Here is a 17,719-nt window from a genome sequence, read left to right on the forward strand (position 1 = left end):
CAGGCCGACCGATCCCCTTCTACACCTTGCCGTTCGGCAGTTCGGCCGGTTAGGCGTCGGCCAGCAGTTCGTAGGAGCGGACGCGGTCGGCGTGATCGTGCGTGATCGTCGTGATGAGCAGTTCGTCGGCGGCGGTGACGCGCCGGAGCGTCTCCAGCCCCGCCACCACGGTGTCCGGCGCGCCGGCGAACTGGGTGGCGACGCGGTCGGCCACCAGGTCGCGCTCCCCCGGACGCCACCGGTGGGCGGCGGCCTGCGCGGGCGTCGGGAACGGGATCGCGGCGAGCCCCGAACGGATGCTGTGGACCCACAGCGCGTACGGCGACGCCAGCTCCCGGGCCTCCTCGTCGGTGGGCGCGACCACCACGTCCGCGGACACGACGACGTAGGGCTCGTCCAGCGTGTCCGAGGGCCGGAACGCCTCCCGGTACGCCTTCACGGCCTCCAGCACGTTGGACGGGCTGACATGGTAGTTCGCCGCGAACGGCAGCCCGCGCTCCCCCGCGACGCGGGCGCTCTGCCCGCCGCTGCTGCCGAAGATCCACAGTTCCAGCCCGGCGCCCTCGCCCGGGTTCGCGTGGGCCTCGTGCCCGTCCCAGGTGTAGCCGCCGTCCAGGAGGGCGATGACGTCCCCCACGATGTCGCCGAAGTCGCGGGGCTCGGCGCCCGGCTGCCGGAGCAGCGCGTCCTGCAGGGCGAACTTCGGGGACGTCGCGAGCTTGGCGGCGTCGAACGGCGCGGGGATGAGCAGCCCGTCCACCTCCTCGGCGACCCTGCCGTCGCGGGCGGGACCGGACGCGGCGGCGGCCCCGCGGGCGATCTCGGCGCGGCGCTGCCCGGAACGGCCGAGTCCGAGATCGATCCGGCCGGGGTGCAGCGCGTCGAGGGTGCCGAACTGCTCCACGATGGACAGCGCGGTCCAGTGGCCGGTCTGCACCGCTCCCGAGCCGACGCGGATCCGGGAGGTGGCCGCGGCGACCGCCGCGATGAGGACCTGCGGCGCCGCGCTGGCCACGCCCGGAGCGAGATGGTGCTCGGCGAGCCAGTACCGCCGGTAGCCGGCGGCCTCCGTCCGGCGCGCCAGGTCAAGGGTGTTGCGCAAGGCGTCGCGCGCGGTCGCGCCGGCGGTGACGGGCGCGAGGTCGAGGACGGACAGGGGGATCACGGACGCCTCCCATGAGCGACGGCGGGATTCGGAGGGAACGGACAGCCGCCCGCAAAATGCCGGTCCGGGCCCGTCACGTCGCCGCGTAACGGTTGGCGGGACGTGCCAGACCGAGATGGCCCCGCAGCGTGGCGGCCTGGTAGCCGGTCCGGAAAACGCCGCGCTCCCGCAGCACCGGCACGAGGCCCCGGGTGATCCCGGCGAGGTCGGAGGGCAGGACGCCGGGGCGCAGCCGGAAACCGTCCAGGCCCGCGTTCCGCCAGTCGAGCAGCAGGTCGGCCAGTTCGCCGGGCGTGCCGGTGAAGACCTCGGCGTCGGAGTTGAGTGGGGCGCCGTCCAGGTCGTCGAGGCGGGCCTTGCGGGAGGCGGCCGCGCCCGGCACCTCATCGAGGAAGACCACCAGATCGGCGAGGATCCGGAGGGGCTCGCCTGGCCGGCGGACGGCGCGTTCCGCCTCGCGGACCCGGGCGACGGCGGTGACGGCGTCCGCCCGCGAACGCGGGGTGACGAAGACGACGTCCGCACCCCGCGCCGCGAACTCGTAGGACAGGACGTCGTGCGCCAGTGCGGTGACGAGCGGCTGGCCCTGCGGCGGCCGCGGTGTGATCGAGGGTCCGCGGACGCTGAAGTGGGGCCCCTCGAAGTCGATGCAGTGCAGCTTGCCGCGGTCCAGGAACCGGCCGGTCGCGACGTCCCGGATCTCCGCGCGGTCCTCCCAGCTGTCCCACAGCCGGCGCACGACCTCCACGAAGTCGCCGGCCTCGCCGAACAGCTCTGCGCCGAGCGCCGCGCCCTCCGCGGTGGCGAACCACGGCCGGTCGAGGTCCGGGAAGGCGCGCCGGCCGAAATGGGCGGCGTCGGAGAGCCGGTCGCCGACCCGGGGCTGCCATCCCGCGCGTCCCTGGCTCGCGTAGTCCAGGGACGCGATGCCGATGGCGACGTGGAACGGCTCGGTATGGGTGGTGATCGTCGTCGGGACGAGCCCGATCCGCTCGGTCGCCGGGGCGATCCTGGCGGCCACCAGGACGGCGTCCATCCGCCCCCTGACCTGGTCGGTACGGTCGCCGGACGCGGTGGAACCCGACGCGGTGGAACCGGACGACTGGAGGCCGAGGGAGTCGTCGATGGTGACGAAGTCGAGCAGTCCGCGCTCGGCCTCGGCGGCCAGGTCCGTCCAGTAGCGGGCGGTGAACAGGCCGGCGGGGCGGGCGCCGGGGTCGCGCCAGGCGGCCGGATGCCAGCCGGCGTCGTTCAGGGCGGCGGACAGGTGCAGACCGGTCATGAGACCTTCCTCGGTGCGCGCGGTGCGCGCGGGGCCCTCGGTGTGCGCGGGGGCCCGAGACCGAGGTGGTCGCGCAGCGTGGGCCCGGTGTAGTCGGCGCGGAAGACGCCCTTCTCCTGCAGCAGCGGCACGACGTGCTCGACCAGGTCGTCCAGGCCGCCCGGGGTCAGGTGCGGCACGAAGACGAAACCGTCGGCGGCGTCGGTCTGCACGAACGCGTCGATCTGGTCGGCGACCGATGCGGGCGTGCCGACGAACGTCTGCCTCCCGGTGGCCTCGATGACCAGCTCGCGGATGCTGAGGCCGCGTTCGGCGGCCAGCGCCCGCCACCTGCGGACGGTCTCGCTCCGGTCGCCGCGGAACTGGGCCCGTCCCCGGGAGACGCCTTCGCCCAGGTCGGGTTCGACGTCGGGAAGCGGTCCGTCGGGATCGTAGGCGGACAGGTCCCGCCCCCAGTACCCCTCCAGGTAGGCGATCGCGGTCTGCGGGCCGACCTGGCGGCGGCGGATCTCGGCTGCGCGCTCGACCGCGTCCTCCTCGGTGTCGCCGAGGACGTAGGTGACCGCGGGCATGATCTTCAGCTCGTCCGGGCGGCGGCCGTACCGGGCCAGCCGGCCCTTGACGTCCTTGTAGAAGGCGCGGCCGTCCTCCAGCGTCCCGTGCCGGCTGAAGATCACGTCGGCGTCGGCGGCGGCGAACTCGCGTCCCTGCGGCGAGTCGCCCGCCTGGATGATCACCGGATGGCCCTGCGGCCCGCGCGGCACGTTGAACCGGCCGGCGATGTCGAACTGCGGGCCGCGGTGCGCGAACGCGCCGCTCCCCGGACGGGCGAACTCGCCCGTCCCCGGATCGGCGACCAGATCGCCTGGCGCCCACGAGTCCCACAGCTCGCGGGCGGTGTGCAGGAACTCGGCGGCGCGGCCGTAGCGGTCGGCCTCGTCCAGGTAGCCGCCGCGCCGGAAGTTCTCGCCGGTGAACTCGTCCCAGCTCGTCACCACGTTCCAGGCGGCGCGGCCCTCGCTGAGGTGGTCGAGCGTGGCCAGCCGCCTGGCCACCTCGTAGGGCTCGTTGAAGGTGGAGTTGACCGTCGCGGCCAGGCCCAGGCGCGTGGTGACCGCGGACAGCGCGGACAACACCGTGAGCGACTCGGGGCGTCCGGCCACGTCCAGCTCGTGGATGCGGCCTTTCAGCTCGCGCAGCCGCAGCCCCTCGGCCAGGAAGAGGAAGTCGAACCTGCCGCGCTCGGCGGTCTGCGCGAGGTGGACGAACGAGGCGAAGTCGATCTGGCTTCCCGAGGCGGGGTCCGACCAGACGGTGGTGTTGTTCACTCCGGGGAAGTGCGCCGCGAGATGGACGGGCTTGACGGACATCGGAAGTGTTCCTCCAACGAGGGGCGGTCCGGGAACCTGCGGCCGTCGCACTGGAACGGTTTCAATCCTACTTTTAAGGTAGGAAAAGTTGGTTTGATCGTCAAGAAGGCGGCCGCATCGGTGAGTCCCGAGATGCGGCCGCCGGTGGTCTGGAGGAGGGTTACGCGTGACCCTGGGTCTTGCAGGCCTTATAGGTCCGATAGTTCCGGTAGGACGTCCACACAGCCGGGCGCTGGATCTGCACGCCTGCCCGGGTCGTGATGCCCGCGTTCGCCCAAGGGCCCTCGACATCCGCCGGAACTGGTACAGATCAACGTGGGATTCCTCGGCCCCCAGAAGGTAGCCGCCAGGACGCCGGGTGACCCGCCACTCTTGCCGACGGTTTTGAGCCGGGCTGTCAGGGCTTTCGTGCGAGGGCGCAGATTCCGGGGAGTTCAGGAGGCTCGCCCCACGGGCTGGCCTCGGGGCGCCACCGCGGCAGCGACACCAGTCCCGGCTCCACCAGTTCCAGGCCGGTGAACAGACGGCGGACCTGGTCGTAGGAGCGAACGGTCATCTTCGGGGTGCCGTGCTTGTTCCATTCCCTGACGTTGGCGTGGATCTCTTCGGCGTTGACGAAGTCGCAGGCGTGCGTCATGGCGACATAACTGCCGGAGGGTACGGCGTCCACGAGACTTTTGATGATGGCCTGAGCTTCCTCGTCGTCCAGGATGAAATGGACGATCCCCAGGAGCATGATGGCGACCGGACGGTCAAAGTCGAGAGTCTCGCGCGCCCGGGCCAGGATGTGCCCGGGGTCGTGAACGTCGGCGTCGATATACGAGGTGGCGCCTTCAGCACTACCGGTCAGCAGGGCCCGAGCGTGCGTCAGCACCAGCGGGTCGTTGTCGACATAGACGACCCGGCATTCCGGTGCGATCCGCTGGGCGACCTCATGGGTGTTGTCCACGGTCGGCAGGCCGGTGCCGATGTCCAGGAACTGCCGGATGCCCACCTCGTCGACGAGATGCCACACCGCGCGGCCGAGGAATGCCCGGTCGGCGAGAGCGGTCAGGACGATGCCGGGGAACACCTTCTTGATGTCCTCGCCGACCGCTCGATCGACCGGATAATTGTCCTTGCCGCCCAGCCAGTAGTTCCAGATCCGCGCCGAATGCGGAACGGAACTGTCGATCCGCGACCGGTCCGGGTCTTGGGGGTCATCGGCCATGACCGGATTGTTGCAGTTGCGGCGCGACCTGTCAGGTTGACCCGGCGTGCTCCTGCCGCTCGGGGGCGTCCAGGAAGATGGGGTTGGTCATGGCCGCCATCGTGCCGGACCTGCGCACTTCCGCGCGCACCCAGCGGGTGTAGCGGCGATAGGTCGTCCAACGCGCGGTCACGGTGCCGGTGTCGGGGACGACCTCGGTGTGCTGCTGTCCCACCTGGTCCAGAAGCCGCACTCTCGTGCCCGGCACACCGCTAACCGATAGTTGGAACGTCACCGGTGTGCCGGTGTCCACGCGGAGGTGTTCGCCGATCCCGGCGGCTCGTTTTCCGTCCGTGGCGGTGAAACTCAGGTCGACCTTGGACGATTCGGCCAGCCAGGAACGGCCCGCGCGCAACCCGGCCATCAGGGAGTCGCGGCGCAGGCGATCGGCGAGGACCACGGTCTGCGGGGACCCGACGGTGTTCTGCGGGTTGTGCGCGTCGGAATTGCCGATCGCCGGAATCCATCGGCCGGAGCGCAGCAGGCCGTCCCAGTGGTTGAGTGCCGCTTCCTCTTCTTCGGTCCAGTTCTGATTCCACACCTCGACGAGATCCGCCAGTTCATAGGCGAATTCGTAGCTGCACCCGAAACAGGTGGCAAAGGGGTGCGCGGCGGTGACCAGTCCGCCCGCCTTATGGACGTGGTGGACGAAGCGCCGGTAATCGCGCGAGTCCCCGGCCCGGTAGCGCCAGTCGATCCACATTCCGGCGGGCAGGCCGATGGCGGGCCAGTGCCCGGAACGCGTGGTGACCTCTTCGCCGTTGAGGATCAGCAGGTCGTCGGTGGCGTGATGGCCCCATTGCAGGGACGCCGAGGAGGTGTTGTGCTCGGTGGAGGTGATGAAGTCCAATCCCGCGGCACGCGCGGCGGCGACGAGTTCCTCGGGGGTCCGGCGGCCGTCCGAATGGACGGTGTGCAGGTGGCAGTCGCCGCGATACCACGAGCGACCGCGGTCCCGGGCCGGGGCGCTCTCGGGAGCCGGTCTGGGCTTGAAGGGCGCGCCGGGCGGCCCGAAGCGCAGCGTGATGTCGACGCGGTAGGCCATGCCCTGCGGGGCGACGGTGTACGGACCGAGGATGACATGCCAGGTGCCCCGCCTGATCGGACCGGCCAGATAGCCCGGGGTGGCGCCGGACGCGCTGATGGTGAAGCGGTCCCGGAACCCGCCGGACCAGCCGCGGAAACCGCGCGCGTTGCCCAGCTCATGCCCCTCCGGTCCGAATATCCCGATGTCGCAGGCGTTTCCGCGAGTGCCCGCCGGGACCGCGGGCTTGTCGTAGGAGTAGATCACCTCGATCTCGTTGACCCCGTGCGGCACTTCCACCGGCAGGTAGAACCAGTCGTCGACACTCGGCGGAAAATGGCCGGTGACCGTGCGTGTCTTGTCGCCTCCGGCCTGTTCGGCGAACGCCACCCCCGGCAACAGGTTCGCCGCCGCGATGGCGCCTCCGGCGGCGAGAAGACCACGCCTGCTCAACTGATTCACGCCGACCTCCGGTTCTTCACGCCGACCTCTGATTCGCGTACGGCCAGACGAAGTCAGCCAGCCCCACGTAACCATTTCGGGTATGCCGGGTAAATGTGGCGCAGCCATGTCAAGATGCCTCGGCCTTGGCCAGCGGCTTGATCACAGGACCTGTGATCCCCTCGCCCCGGGTGGCATCGTTGATCACACCTCCTCGGCGACCGGCGAGGAGCCCGAGGGCGAGGAGTCGTGACGGCGCAGCGCCAAGCGCGAGTCCCGGCGGAACGGAGCAATCACGATGAGATCCAGAGTCCTGCGCGTAGTCATCGCGCTCCTCGCCGCCGTAGCAGGGCTACCGGCGGCGACAACGTTCACCGCTGACGCCTCCGCAGCCGAGCCGGCACCGGCGTTACGGCCGGTGGGCACCTGCGAGGAGCTGGCGAGAATCTTCACGATCCCGGGCGCGGTCACCCACGTCGAGAAGGCGCAGGTCCGGACCGTCACCGGCCAGCCGCGGCACTGTCTGCTGGAGGGCTACGTGGAACCCGCCGTGAGGTTCCAGCTCAAACTGCCCATGGACACCTACGGCGGACGCTATATGCAGCACGGATGTGGCGGCCTCTGCGGATCCATCGCGGAGCCGGCGTTCCCCGCCTGCGGCGGGCCCCCGGCCCGGGACATGGCCGTCGCGGCCACCGACGACGGCCACGTCGGTGAGGGCGGCTTCTTCGACGCCATCGTCGACGGGCGCGCGCTCGCCGGCGATCCGGCCGCCCGTGCCGACTACTTCTACCGCGCGCCTCATGTCGTGTCGGTGGCCGCCAAGCAGATCATCAAGACCTTCTACGGGTCCGCGCCGAAGTACTCGTACTTCAACGGCTGTTCCACGGGCGGCCGGGAAGGACTGCTGCTCGCCCAGCGCTACCCGGCCGACTTCGACGGCATCGTCGCCGGAGCCCCGGCCGCCTACATGGGCCCGCTGCTGGGCGTCTACTTCACCTGGCTCTCCACGGTGAACAACGACCGCAACGGCTCGCCGATCGTCACCGCGGCCAAGCTGCCTGCACTGCACGGCGCCGTCCTGCGCGCCTGTGACGGCGGGGACGGGCTCACAGACGGTCAGATCGACGACCCCTACCCGTGCCGCTTCGACCCCGTCGCCATCCAGTGCGAGCCCGGCGCCGACCAGCCGAACTGCCTGACCCCCGCCCAGGTCACCGTCACGCGCAAGCTCTACGACGGCCCCCGGGACCCGCACGGGCGCCGGCTCTACCCCGGTTGGCAAAGCCGCGGCTCAGAACTCGCCTGGGACGGATCGATCATCCCCAACCAGTACGGCTCCCTCGCCAAACTCCCCGACAACTACCTCAAGTACGTCGGCTACCCGGTCGGAAAGCCACACTCCTCCCTCGCCGACTTCCGGTTCACCGCCCGCCAGTTCCACCGGCTCACCCCCGAGGGCGCCAAGGGCAACGCGATGAGCCTCGACCTGAGCGCGTTCCGCCGCCGCGGCGGCAAGCTGCTGCTCTGGCACGGCCGGGACGATGCGTCGATCCCGGCGGCCGGCACGCTGGACTACTACCAGCAGCTCACCCAACGCAACGGCGGCCTCCACCAGACCCGGACCTGGGCCCGCGCCTTCATGGTGCCGACCATGTACCACTGCACCCTCGGCGGCTACCGGTTGTCCGCGTTCGACCCGTTCCCCCAACTCACCGGCTGGGTCGAGCACGGCAAGGCCCCCGACCGGATCATCGCCACCGGCACCGACGCCAACGGCCACCCCCGCACACGCCCGGTCTTCCCCTACCCGCAACGGGCCACCTACGACGGCTCCGGCGACATCAACGACGCCGCCAACTTCACCCCCACGAACCCGTCCAAGACGCCGGACGACACCATCCGCTGGACCGGCAGCTACCTCCACGCACTCCCCGGCCCCACAGCGCCCTGACACTCCAATGATCGACCACGGTGAACGCCTGCCGGAGATAGGGGTCTTCGATCTCTGGGGGCAAATCGCCTGACACGACGAAAAGCCCCCACCCATGAGGTGGGGGCAGCTCTGGACTTGCAGGTGCTGAAGGCCCTGCTAGGTATTCATGGACAAGTGGTGAGGAGCGCGCAGATGGGCTTCCGATACAGTCTGTACGATTACCGGATTCAGCAGGACCCTTATCCGGTGTATGCGCGACTGCGGGACGAGGCACCCGTCTACCGGAACGAGGACGAGGATTTCTGGTCGCTGTCGCGGCACGAAGACGTGACCGCCGCGTTCCGGGATTTCCGGCGGTTCTCCAATGCCAACGGGATCCTGCTGGAGCCGTCGGTGTGGGGGCCGCACGCGCGTACGCACGCTTCGTTCCTGGCGATGGACCCGCCCGAGCACACCCGGATACGCGGCCTGGTCTCCAAGGCGTTCACCCCGCGACGCGTCGCCGAACTGGAGCCGCGCGTCCGCGATATCGCGCGCGGTCACCTGGACCGGGCCCTCGACGGCGACGAATTCGACCTGGTGGAGGACTTCGCGGCCCTGCTGCCGATGGACGTCATCTCCGAACTGGTCGGCGTCCCGGCCGCTGACCGTGCCGAATTGCGACGGCTCGCGGACGCCATCGTGCGTCACCAGGAAGGTGTCCAGGATCTGTCGTCCGCCGGGCGCCAAGCGGTCCGCACCCTGATGGGCTACTTCCAAGGATTGATCGAAGAACGCCGCAGGGAACGCAGGAACGACCTGGTGTCGGCGTTGCTGGACGCCGCTGAGGGCGACGATCGCCTGACCGAGGGCGAGGCCCTGGGCGTGATCTTCATCCTGATCGCGGCGGGGAACGAGACCGCGACCAATCTGATATCCAACGCCTGGCATTGCGCGTGGTGGCATCTGGAACGCCCATCGGTCGCCTTCGACCGCATCGGCGACTGGATCGAGGAGACGCTTCGGCTGGAATCGCCGGCACAGGCGAACGGGCGGACCGCGACCGAGGAATTCACGCTGCACGGCGTCACCGTCCCGGCCGGCGCCCGGACCCTGCTGGTGATCGGCTCGGCCAACCGCGACCCGCGCGCGTTCGGCGACCCCGACCGATTCGACCTGGACCGCGACACCACCGCGAAGATCAGTTTCGGATCCGGGCGGCATTACTGCATCGGCGCCCATCTGGCGCGGCTGGAAACCCGGGTCGCGCTGGAGGAGCTCACGGCACGCGTCAGCGACTACACCATCGACGAATCCGGCGCTCGCCGCATCAATTCACCGTATGTGCGCGGTTTCGCATGCCTGCCGACCGCGATAACGTCCAAGAGGGGCTGACCGGTTCAGGGTTTGCGGGCGACGCCGCCGATGAAATGGCTCAGCTGCGGGTTCGGCATGAAGGCCGGGCGGCGTGGACGGCTCCATTCGGGAACCCAGACAATGCCCGGGTCCAGTATGTCGAGCCCGGCGAAGAACTCCGCCACCTGGGCGGGATCCCGTGAACAGATCGGCAGGCGCGACTTTCGGTACACGGCCGTGGCGTGCTCGGTGGCGTCCGGGTCCATGCCTCCCTCATAGCCGTGTGAGATCACCACATGGCTGCCCGGGGGCAGCTGGTCCACGAGCCGCGCGACGAGCCCGGCGGGGTCTTCGTCGTCCCGGATGAAGTGCAGGATGGCAACCAGAAGCAGGCCCACGGGCTCGCCGAGGTCGACCAGTTCGTTCAGCCGCGGGTCGGCCAAGATCTCCTCTGGACGGCGCAGGTCGCCCTGGACGACCGCCACGTCAGGGCTGCCTTCCAGCAGCGCCCGGCCGTGCACCAGCACGACCGGGTCGTTGTCGACGTAGACGACGTGCGCGTCCGGCGCGACATCGTGGGCGATCTCATGGACGTTGCCCTGGGTGGGCAGCCCCGGGCCGATGTCGACGAACTGCCGGATGCCGACCTGCCCCGCCAGGTACCGGACCGCCCGGGTCAGGAAGGCCCGGTTGGCGCGCGCGCACGCCGGGGCCTCCGGCACCGTCTTCATGATCTCTTCGGCGGCCTCCCGGTCGACGGCGTAGTTGTCCTTGCCGTGCAGGAAGTAGTCGTAGATCCTCGCCGGCGAGGCCTGGTGGGTGTCGATGGACAGGTCGGCGGCCCGGTCGGGGGCCAGCGGCGTCACGATCGGACGGGGCCTGTAGTCCAGGCTCGGGTCGTCGCGGGTGATCTGGGCGGCCATCCGCTGGAGCGCAGGTCCGGGGCCGGCCGGCTCCGACCGGGCCGCCGCCTCCTCGTACAGGCGAAGCGCGTCTCCCTTTCGCCCGGTCCGATGCAGGGCGAGCATCAGCAGGCTCCGCAGGTGGTCGTTCGACGGCTCCCGGGCCACCCAGTCCCGTCCCGGCTCGACGAGCTCGCGGTGCCGGCCGTCCGCGAGCTGGACCTCGGCGAGCTCCTCGCACACGTCGACCCGCTCACCGAGAAGCGAGCGGTGGATCGGCTCCATCGCGTTGGTGGCCAGCAGGTCGCGCAACGGCTGATCCCCCCACAACCCCAGCGCCTCCCGGTAGCTCACGATCGCCGAGGAGGCGTCGGAGCGCCGCAGCCGCCGGGCACGCGCGGCCAGCTCCCGGAACTCGCCGAGATCCAGATAGTCGTGCTTCTCCAGCCGAAGCCGATATCCGGCGGCCTCGGCGACAAGCCGGCCGGGCGGCAACGCTCGCTGCGCGGCCTGGACGATCTCCCTGAGCGCGGCGCCCGCGTCCAGGCCATCGCCATCGCCATCGCCTGGCTCCCAGAGCCGTTCGGCGAGGACGTCGGCCGGGACCGGTCCGCCCGCCTCGACAAGGAGCACCGCCAGCAGTCGACGCACGCGAGGCCGGGTGATGCCGATGGATTCGCCGCCGTCATTCCGAACGTCGACCCGGCTGCCAAGGATACGGAATTCCACCCAGCGCCTCGCTTCGGTCGGGTCAGATATCGGCCAGGGCTGAACGCTATTGAGATGGCCATTTGACCAACCACCCGATGACCGGATCCGGACACGACACCGTATCGACTCAGCTGGCGAGGCGGACTGACAACACGCAATGACTGATCGGTGACTGGAAGCCGGTCAGAGCGACCCCCATGCCGGGGAAGCCGCAGCTGGACGACGAGCGCTATGACAATTCTGAAGCAGATTGCGGACGGCCGCGCCGCTTGCCCGTATCATTGGGAACGGTCCCGCGAGGAGGACGGGTGGAAACTGCGCTGCCGTGGGTGTTCAACCGGCTTGAGCCGCCCTACCTGGAGAATCCATATCCGCTGTACGCACGCGCTCGCCGCGAGGCGCCGGTGTTCTACAGTCCGGATTTCGGGCTCTGGTTCGTCACCCGCTACGACGACGCGTGGACGGTGCTGAAAGACACGGCGCGTTTCTCGTCGCGGTTCCTGATGCGCACGCCACCGGACGCGCCGCCCGCGGTCGACGAGGTGCTGCGGGAGGCGTACCCCGAGCTGCCGATGCTGGTCAACGACGACCCGCCGAGCCACACGCGGACGCGCGGTCTCGTGAGCCGTGCGTTCGCGCCGCGGCTGGTGGCGGCGCTCGAACCGAGCGTTCGGGCGATCGTCACGCGGATGGTGGACGGCTTCGCGCCCGACGGCGGCGCCGACCTGATCGCCGAGCTGGCCTACCCGGTGCCGATCGAGATCATCTGCACGCTGACCGGCCTTCCGGTCGAGGCGCGTGACCAGCTCAAACGCTGGACCGACGACCTGGTCGCGCTCGGCGCGCCCGGCACCGGCGGCGAGCGGCAGCTGGAGTGCGCGCGCAGCTCGGTCGCGTTCCAGCACTACCTGGCGACGCAGATCGAGGCGCGCCGAAGCGCGCCACGAGACGACCTGCTGACCGCGCTGATCAACGCGCGCGTCGACGGCGAGCAGCCGCTGGACGTCGCCGAACTCGTCAACCTGCTCATCGTCCTGATCTTCGCGGGCCATGAGACCACGACCAACCTGATCGGCAACCTCCTGGTGCTGCTGCTCGCGCGTCCGGACACGCTGCGCGCCCTCCGGGACGACCCGGCCCTGACCGACGATGTGATCACCGAAGGTCTGCGGATGGACACGCCGGTGCAGGGCACATTCCGCACGACGACGGAGGACGTCGCGCTCGGCGGAGCGCGCATTCCCGCGGGCGCGAAGGTAATGGTGCTGTTCGGTTCGGCCAACCGCGACGACGCCGTCTTCGCCGACCCCGACCTGTTCGATCCGGGCCGGGCCAACAACCACCGGCATCTCGGATTCGGCCACGGAATTCACGCGTGTCTCGGCGCGTCACTCGCCCGCCTGGAAACCCGGATCGTTCTCGACACCGTGGCCGAACGGCTCCCCGACCCGAAATTGGACGCCAGTCGTCCGCCGACGTATTTCCCCAGCCTGATGCACCGCGGCCCCCAGGCACTCCACGTGACCTGGGGTTAACGCCCGGAGACCCGTCAATGGCCCCGGGCACCGGTAGCTAACTCGATACCGCCGCCGACTGCCCGCTGCCCGCCGCTCGCACGCTCAGCGCATTAGCTTTCTCAGGCGCTTTGCAAATGGCGGAGCGCCGGGTGCCAGCTGCCTCCGCCTACTTCTGGCGGTAGGCGACTTGGACCGCGACGCGGGACAGTTCCTCTCGCCATCCGGCGTCGAGCGGGGCAGCCTCGATCGCGGCCTGGGCCTGCTCCACCAGGTGGTCGATGCGGCGCTCGACCTCATCGCGCACGTCCAGGTCGGTGATCATCTGGGCGAGGGTGGCGCCGTCGCCGGTGCCCCCGTCCGCGAGCAGCCGGGAGATCCGGTCGTCGCGCTGAATCGCCAGGGCCACCAGCAGGGTCATCTTCTGCTGGGCGAAGTCCAGCTGGGTCGGCTTGCCGGAGACGGTGCTGTCGCCGAACGCGTCGATCAGGTCGTCGCGCAGCTGGAACGCCTCGCCGAGAGCGGCCCCGTACCGCTCGAACGCGGGCGCGAGGTCGAGCCGGTCCGCGATCGCCGCGCCGAGCGTCAGCGGACGGTGGACGGTGTACCGCCCGGACTTGCAAAGCGCGATCCAACGGGACAGCTCGGGATCCGCGATCCGCTCGGCGGCCACGCGGATGTCCAGATACTGGCCGATCATGATCTCGATGCTCAGCTCGTGCCAGATCTCCCTGGCGGCCGGCGACAGCGCGCTGACCAGCCGGGAGGCGTAGACGTGCGCCAGGTCCCCGGCCAGTGCGGCCACGCCCTCGCCGTACCGGCGCGGCTCTCCGGCCCAACCGGCGTCGCGGTGGGCAGCGGCGTGCCGCTCGTGCGCAGTCGGCTTGCCGCGCCGCAGCGGTGAGTCGTCCAGGACGTCGTCGTGGAGCAGGGCGAAGGCCTGCAGGACCTCCAGCGCGGCGGCGGCGTCCACCGCGACCGGCTCCAGCGCCGGATCGCCGCCGGCGGCGAGGAAACCGTCAAGGCAGAACGACGGACGCAGCCGCTTGCCACCGGCTCCCACCAGCGTGGCCACCGCCTCGACGGGCACCGCCGCGCGGGGGTCCACGGCGGACCACCGGGACTTCTCGCCGGCGAACAGGTCGCGCAGGCGGTCCTCGACCCGGCTCAGCAGCGCGTCCCTGGCCTCGGCGGGCACAGCGGCGGCCACTTGGTTGGCGCTCATGCCAGAATCTCCTCTTCGGTGATTTCGTCGGCGTGTCTGTGCCGCCGGTTCGGACGTCACTTCTCTCAGAGAGTGTCTGTGGTGGCTGACAGCTGCAGTTCGCGGGGCAGCGCGAAGTGCATGGTCTCCTTGACCAGCTCAACATCCTGGACGTCGTCGAACCCCCGCTCGGCCAGCCAGTCCAGCACACCCTGCACCGGCTCGTCCGGCACCGAGGCGCCACTGGTCACCCCGACCGTCCCCACCCCTTCCAACCACGACTCCTCGATCTCCTGCGCCTGATCCACCAAATACGCCGCAGCCGCCCCATGCTCCTTGGCCACCTCCACCAACCGCACCGAATTCGACGAATTCGCCGACCCCACCACCACCACCAAATCAGAACCCACAGCGATCTCCTTCACCGCCGACTGCCGATTCTGCGCCGCATAACAAATATCATCCGACGGCGGATCCAACAGATTCGGAAACCGCCGCCGCAACGCCGCCACCGTCGCCAACGTCTCATCCACCGACAACGTCGTCTGCGACAACCACGCCACCCGATCCGGATCACGCACCTCGACATTGGCCACATCGTCGGGGCCATCGACCAGGTGGATGTGGTCGGGCGCCTCACCGACGGTGCCGATGACCTCCTCATGACCCTCGTGCCCGATCAGCAGAATGTCGTAACCCGCCTCAGCGAACCGCACCGCCTCCCGATGCACCTTCCCCACCAGCGGACACGTCGCATCGATCGTGGTCAAACTCCGCACCTCCGCCTCGGTGTGCACGGTCGGGGCGACACCGTGCGCGGAGAACACCACGATCGCGCCCGCAGGCACCTCCTCGGTCTCCTCCACGAACACCACCCCCCGCTCCTCCAGCGACCGCACCACATGAAGGTTGTGCACGATCTGCTTACGCACATAGACCGGAGGCCCGTACTTGTCCAGACACACCTCCACCGTCTTGACCGCCCGCTCCACCCCCGCGCAAAACCCACGCGGCTTGGCCAGCAGAACCCGACCTCGCGAAAACGACATGATCCCTCTCAAGAAGACAAGAACAAAACTCGACGATCAGATTTTGAAGTCCCTCGTCGCGAAGGCCTACCCGGGTTGGAGGCGGATATCGGTGAAGGCACGGCTGGGAAGGGCGGCGCACATCGCCACCGTCCGTCCGGTGAAGTCCGGGCAAGGGTAAGGCCCGCGGCGAAGGGTCGCCGCGGGCCTGCTTCGTACTCGCACCAGGAGAAGATCTCCCGAGGCTTCAGCCGGCGCTCGCCGGGTACGGCGGGCGGCCTAGAGGGTCAGGCCGCGCTCCAGCACCGTCAGGGCCCGGTCGATCATCTTCATCAGGTCGCCCTCCTGGCTGTGGTTGCCCCACAGCACCTGGTGGAGAGCGCCCGTCATGGCGCCGACGAGGATGCGGAGTTCGAGGTCGTCCTCCGCGCGGCCGGTCCGCTCGGCGAGCGCCGCGCTCGCGGCCTCGATCATCCTGTCCTGGGCCTCGTGCATGTACGCCCGCACCGAAGGCACCGTCCGCACCAGCTCCCTCCGCCACCGGTACTCGGCGCTGTAGTCCTCGTGGAGTTCGCGCACCATCCCGGTCAGCGCCTCCCGGAGGGCGACCAGCGGCGGCTCGTCCGCCGGCCGGCTGCGGAGGCGCTCGATGCCGGAGGCGGCGAAGTCCTCCGTCAGGACGATGTGCTCCTTGCTGGGGAAGTACCGGAAGATGGTGCTGACCGAGACCTCGGCCGCCGCGGCGATCTGCTCGATGGTGGTGTCGTCATACCCGCGGCTCTCGATCAGCCTGCGGGCCGCCTCCCGGATCGCCTGGCGGGTACGGAGCTTCTTGCGTTCGCGCAGGCCGAGTCCTGCTTTGGCGGCCGCGGGCGGCGATGTCGGCGTGCTGGGCGTGGCTGAGGACATACGGCTCATTGTCAGGCACCGTCGGCCGGTCCGGAGTGGGACTCCACCAGGGTCTGGTCCTCCGGCTCCTTCTCCTTCCGGTCGTCCGGCAGGACGAAGATGCCGAGGACGGCCGTGGCGAGCGCGGCGATGCCGCAGACCAGGAGCACCAGTCCCATGCCGTCGATGTAGGCGGCCTCGGCGGACTCCGCCAGCTGCGACATGCCGAGCCGCGCCGCGACGGCCTGCGCGGCCACCACGGACTCCTCGGCCGCCTCAGCCGCCTGGGCGGGCAGGCCGGCCGTGTCGATCCGGTCCGTGAAGACCGCGTTGAGCAGGCTGCCCAGCAGCGCGACGCCGAGGACGCCGCCGACCTGCCGCAGGGTCGTCAGCAGGCCGGTGCCGATGCCCTCCCGGCCCTTGGGCAGCGCGGCGAGGGCGTTGTCCATGGCCGGCATCATGGCGAAGCTCACGCCCAGCCCGGTGATGGTCATCCACAGCACCGCGAAGCCGTACCCGGAGTCGGCGTCGGTCCTGCTGCCGAGCAGCATCGCGATGCCCAGCAGGCCCATGCCCGCCACCATCACCGGCCGGGAGCCGAAGCGGGTCGTCAGCGGCGGCACGGCGCGCGCCACGACGATCATGCCGATCAGGAGCGGGAGCAGCCGCAGGCCGGTGTCGAAGGCGTCGTAGTGCAGGACGGCCTGCAGGTACAGCGGCAGGACGAACACCAGGCCCATCATCACGAACATGGCCAGCGTGGCGATGACGACGTTCCACCGGAAGGCGGGGTTCTTCAGAAGTTCCAGGTCCAGCATGGGCCGGGTCTCGCGCCGCGCGCGGAGGACGAGGCCGACGAGCATCAGCAGGCCGAGGGCCATCGAGGCGACGATGACGGGGTCGCCCCATCCCTCGACGGGCGCCTCGATGAGGCCGTAGACCAGGGCGCCGAGGCCGAGGATGCCGAGCACCGTGCTCACCATGTCGATGCGGGGGGACGACGGGTCGCGCGTCTCGGGGATCAGGACGAGGCAGGCGACGATCCCGACGGCGACGAGCGGGATGTTGATGACGAAGACCGAGCCCCAGTAGAAGTTGTCGAGCAGCCAGCCGCTGACCAGCGGTCCGAACGGCAGGCCCGCGGACATCCCGACGGTGAGGGCCGCGACCGCCTTGGTCTGCTCCTCGCCCTCGAAGAGGGTCGGGATGACGGACAGCGCGAGCGGCATGATCAGCGCGGCGCCCAGACCCATGATCGTGCGGGCCGCGATGACGCCGTCCGGGCTGGACACGAGCGCCCCGAGGATGGAGCCGCCCATGAAGATCGCGAGCCCGGCGATGAGGAGCTTGCGCCGTCCGAAGCGGTCGCCGAGCAGTCCGGCGGGGAGCATGGTGGCGGCGAAGACGAGGGCGTACGAGTCGACGATCCACTGCAGCTGGCCCGTGCTGGCGCCGATGTCGGCCGCCATGGTGGGTAGGGCGACATTCATGATCGTCAGGTCGAGCCCGAGGACGATCACGCTGATGATCAGGCTGATCAGCGCCAACCAACGGTTTTTGAGAGCCATGTTCAAATGATAGTCCATCCCGCGAACGACGCAAGAGTGACCTAGCGTGTTCGACTCGGCACCGTCTTCCGGCTACCGGATCGTTACGCGTCGGCCCCTCGG

At 69.9% G+C, this 17,719-nt stretch carries 13 protein-coding genes; 3 read left to right on the top strand and 10 right to left on the bottom strand.

Translation table 11 applies throughout. From position 1 onward, the window contains the following. Positions 1–49: 49 nt before the first annotated feature. The 5 genes from ACH34T_RS10255 to ACH34T_RS10275 form a co-directional block, all read right to left on the bottom strand. Complete coding sequence (locus ACH34T_RS10255; protein WP_395991769.1) at positions 50–1,165, bottom strand: LLM class flavin-dependent oxidoreductase; 1,116 nt, start codon at positions 1,163–1,165, stop codon at positions 50–52. 73 nt (positions 1,166–1,238) lie between these two features. After that, complete coding sequence (locus tag ACH34T_RS10260; RefSeq protein WP_395991770.1) at positions 1,239–2,447, bottom strand: LLM class flavin-dependent oxidoreductase; 1,209 nt, start codon at positions 2,445–2,447, stop codon at positions 1,239–1,241. Next, positions 2,444–3,817, bottom strand: coding sequence for an NtaA/DmoA family FMN-dependent monooxygenase (locus ACH34T_RS10265; protein ID WP_395991771.1), 1,374 nt, complete (start codon positions 3,815–3,817; stop codon positions 2,444–2,446). Before ACH34T_RS10265 ends, ACH34T_RS10260 begins: the two co-directional genes overlap by 4 nt. Before the next feature lie 397 nt (positions 3,818–4,214). After that, entirely contained in the window at positions 4,215–5,027 is an 813-nt protein-coding gene (locus tag ACH34T_RS10270; protein ID WP_395991772.1) for an SAM-dependent methyltransferase, read from the bottom strand. 31 nt (positions 5,028–5,058) lie between these two features. Continuing rightward, positions 5,059–6,660 carry a CehA/McbA family metallohydrolase gene (locus ACH34T_RS10275; protein WP_395991773.1) on the bottom strand — a complete coding sequence of 534 codons (1,602 nt, stop codon included), beginning with the start codon at positions 6,658–6,660 and terminating at the stop codon, positions 5,059–5,061. Between the two features lie 169 nt (positions 6,661–6,829). Between ACH34T_RS10275 and ACH34T_RS10280 the strand changes: the two genes are divergently transcribed. Both ACH34T_RS10280 and ACH34T_RS10285 read left to right on the top strand, forming a co-directional pair. Beyond that, complete coding sequence (locus tag ACH34T_RS10280; RefSeq protein WP_395991774.1) at positions 6,830–8,485, top strand: tannase/feruloyl esterase family alpha/beta hydrolase; 1,656 nt, start codon at positions 6,830–6,832, stop codon at positions 8,483–8,485. A 123-nt stretch (positions 8,486–8,608) separates the two neighbouring features. Then, complete coding sequence (locus ACH34T_RS10285; protein ID WP_395991775.1) at positions 8,609–9,841, top strand: cytochrome P450; 1,233 nt, start codon at positions 8,609–8,611, stop codon at positions 9,839–9,841. A 5-nt stretch (positions 9,842–9,846) separates the two neighbouring features. Here ACH34T_RS10285 and ACH34T_RS10290 read toward each other — a convergent pair whose 3' ends face one another. Beyond that, positions 9,847–11,355 carry an SAM-dependent methyltransferase gene (locus ACH34T_RS10290; RefSeq protein ID WP_395991776.1) on the bottom strand — a complete coding sequence of 503 codons (1,509 nt, stop codon included), beginning with the start codon at positions 11,353–11,355 and terminating at the stop codon, positions 9,847–9,849. A 368-nt stretch (positions 11,356–11,723) separates the two neighbouring features. On the opposite strand from ACH34T_RS10290, the gene ACH34T_RS10295 reads away from it, so the two are divergent. Next, a complete protein-coding gene (locus tag ACH34T_RS10295; protein ID WP_395991777.1) occupies positions 11,724–12,950 on the top strand; it encodes a cytochrome P450 in 1,227 nt (408 codons plus the stop codon). 148 nt (positions 12,951–13,098) lie between these two features. Here ACH34T_RS10295 and ACH34T_RS10300 read toward each other — a convergent pair whose 3' ends face one another. From ACH34T_RS10300 to ACH34T_RS10315, 4 genes are all read right to left on the bottom strand, one after another. After that, positions 13,099–14,154 (bottom strand): polyprenyl synthetase family protein, encoded by a 1,056-nt coding sequence (locus tag ACH34T_RS10300; protein WP_395991778.1) that lies wholly within the window; start codon positions 14,152–14,154, stop codon positions 13,099–13,101. Between the two features lie 65 nt (positions 14,155–14,219). Further along, on the bottom strand, positions 14,220–15,182 hold the full coding sequence (locus ACH34T_RS10305; RefSeq protein ID WP_395991779.1) for a 4-hydroxy-3-methylbut-2-enyl diphosphate reductase: 963 nt from the start codon (positions 15,180–15,182) through the stop codon (positions 14,220–14,222). Positions 15,183–15,440: 258 nt separating this feature from the next. After that, positions 15,441–16,070, bottom strand: coding sequence for a TetR/AcrR family transcriptional regulator (locus ACH34T_RS10310; RefSeq protein WP_395991780.1), 630 nt, complete (start codon positions 16,068–16,070; stop codon positions 15,441–15,443). A gap of 11 nt (positions 16,071–16,081) precedes the next feature. Next, the gene (locus ACH34T_RS10315; protein WP_395991781.1) at positions 16,082–17,617 is read right to left on the bottom strand and encodes an MFS transporter; all 1,536 of its coding nucleotides are present in this window, start codon (positions 17,615–17,617) and stop codon (positions 16,082–16,084) included. Between the last annotated feature and the right edge of the window lie 102 nt (positions 17,618–17,719).

Origin of the sequence: Actinomadura sp. 9N215, assembly GCF_044326345.1 — a bacterium.
In the GTDB taxonomy this organism is placed as follows: domain Bacteria; phylum Actinomycetota; class Actinomycetes; order Streptosporangiales; family Streptosporangiaceae; genus Spirillospora.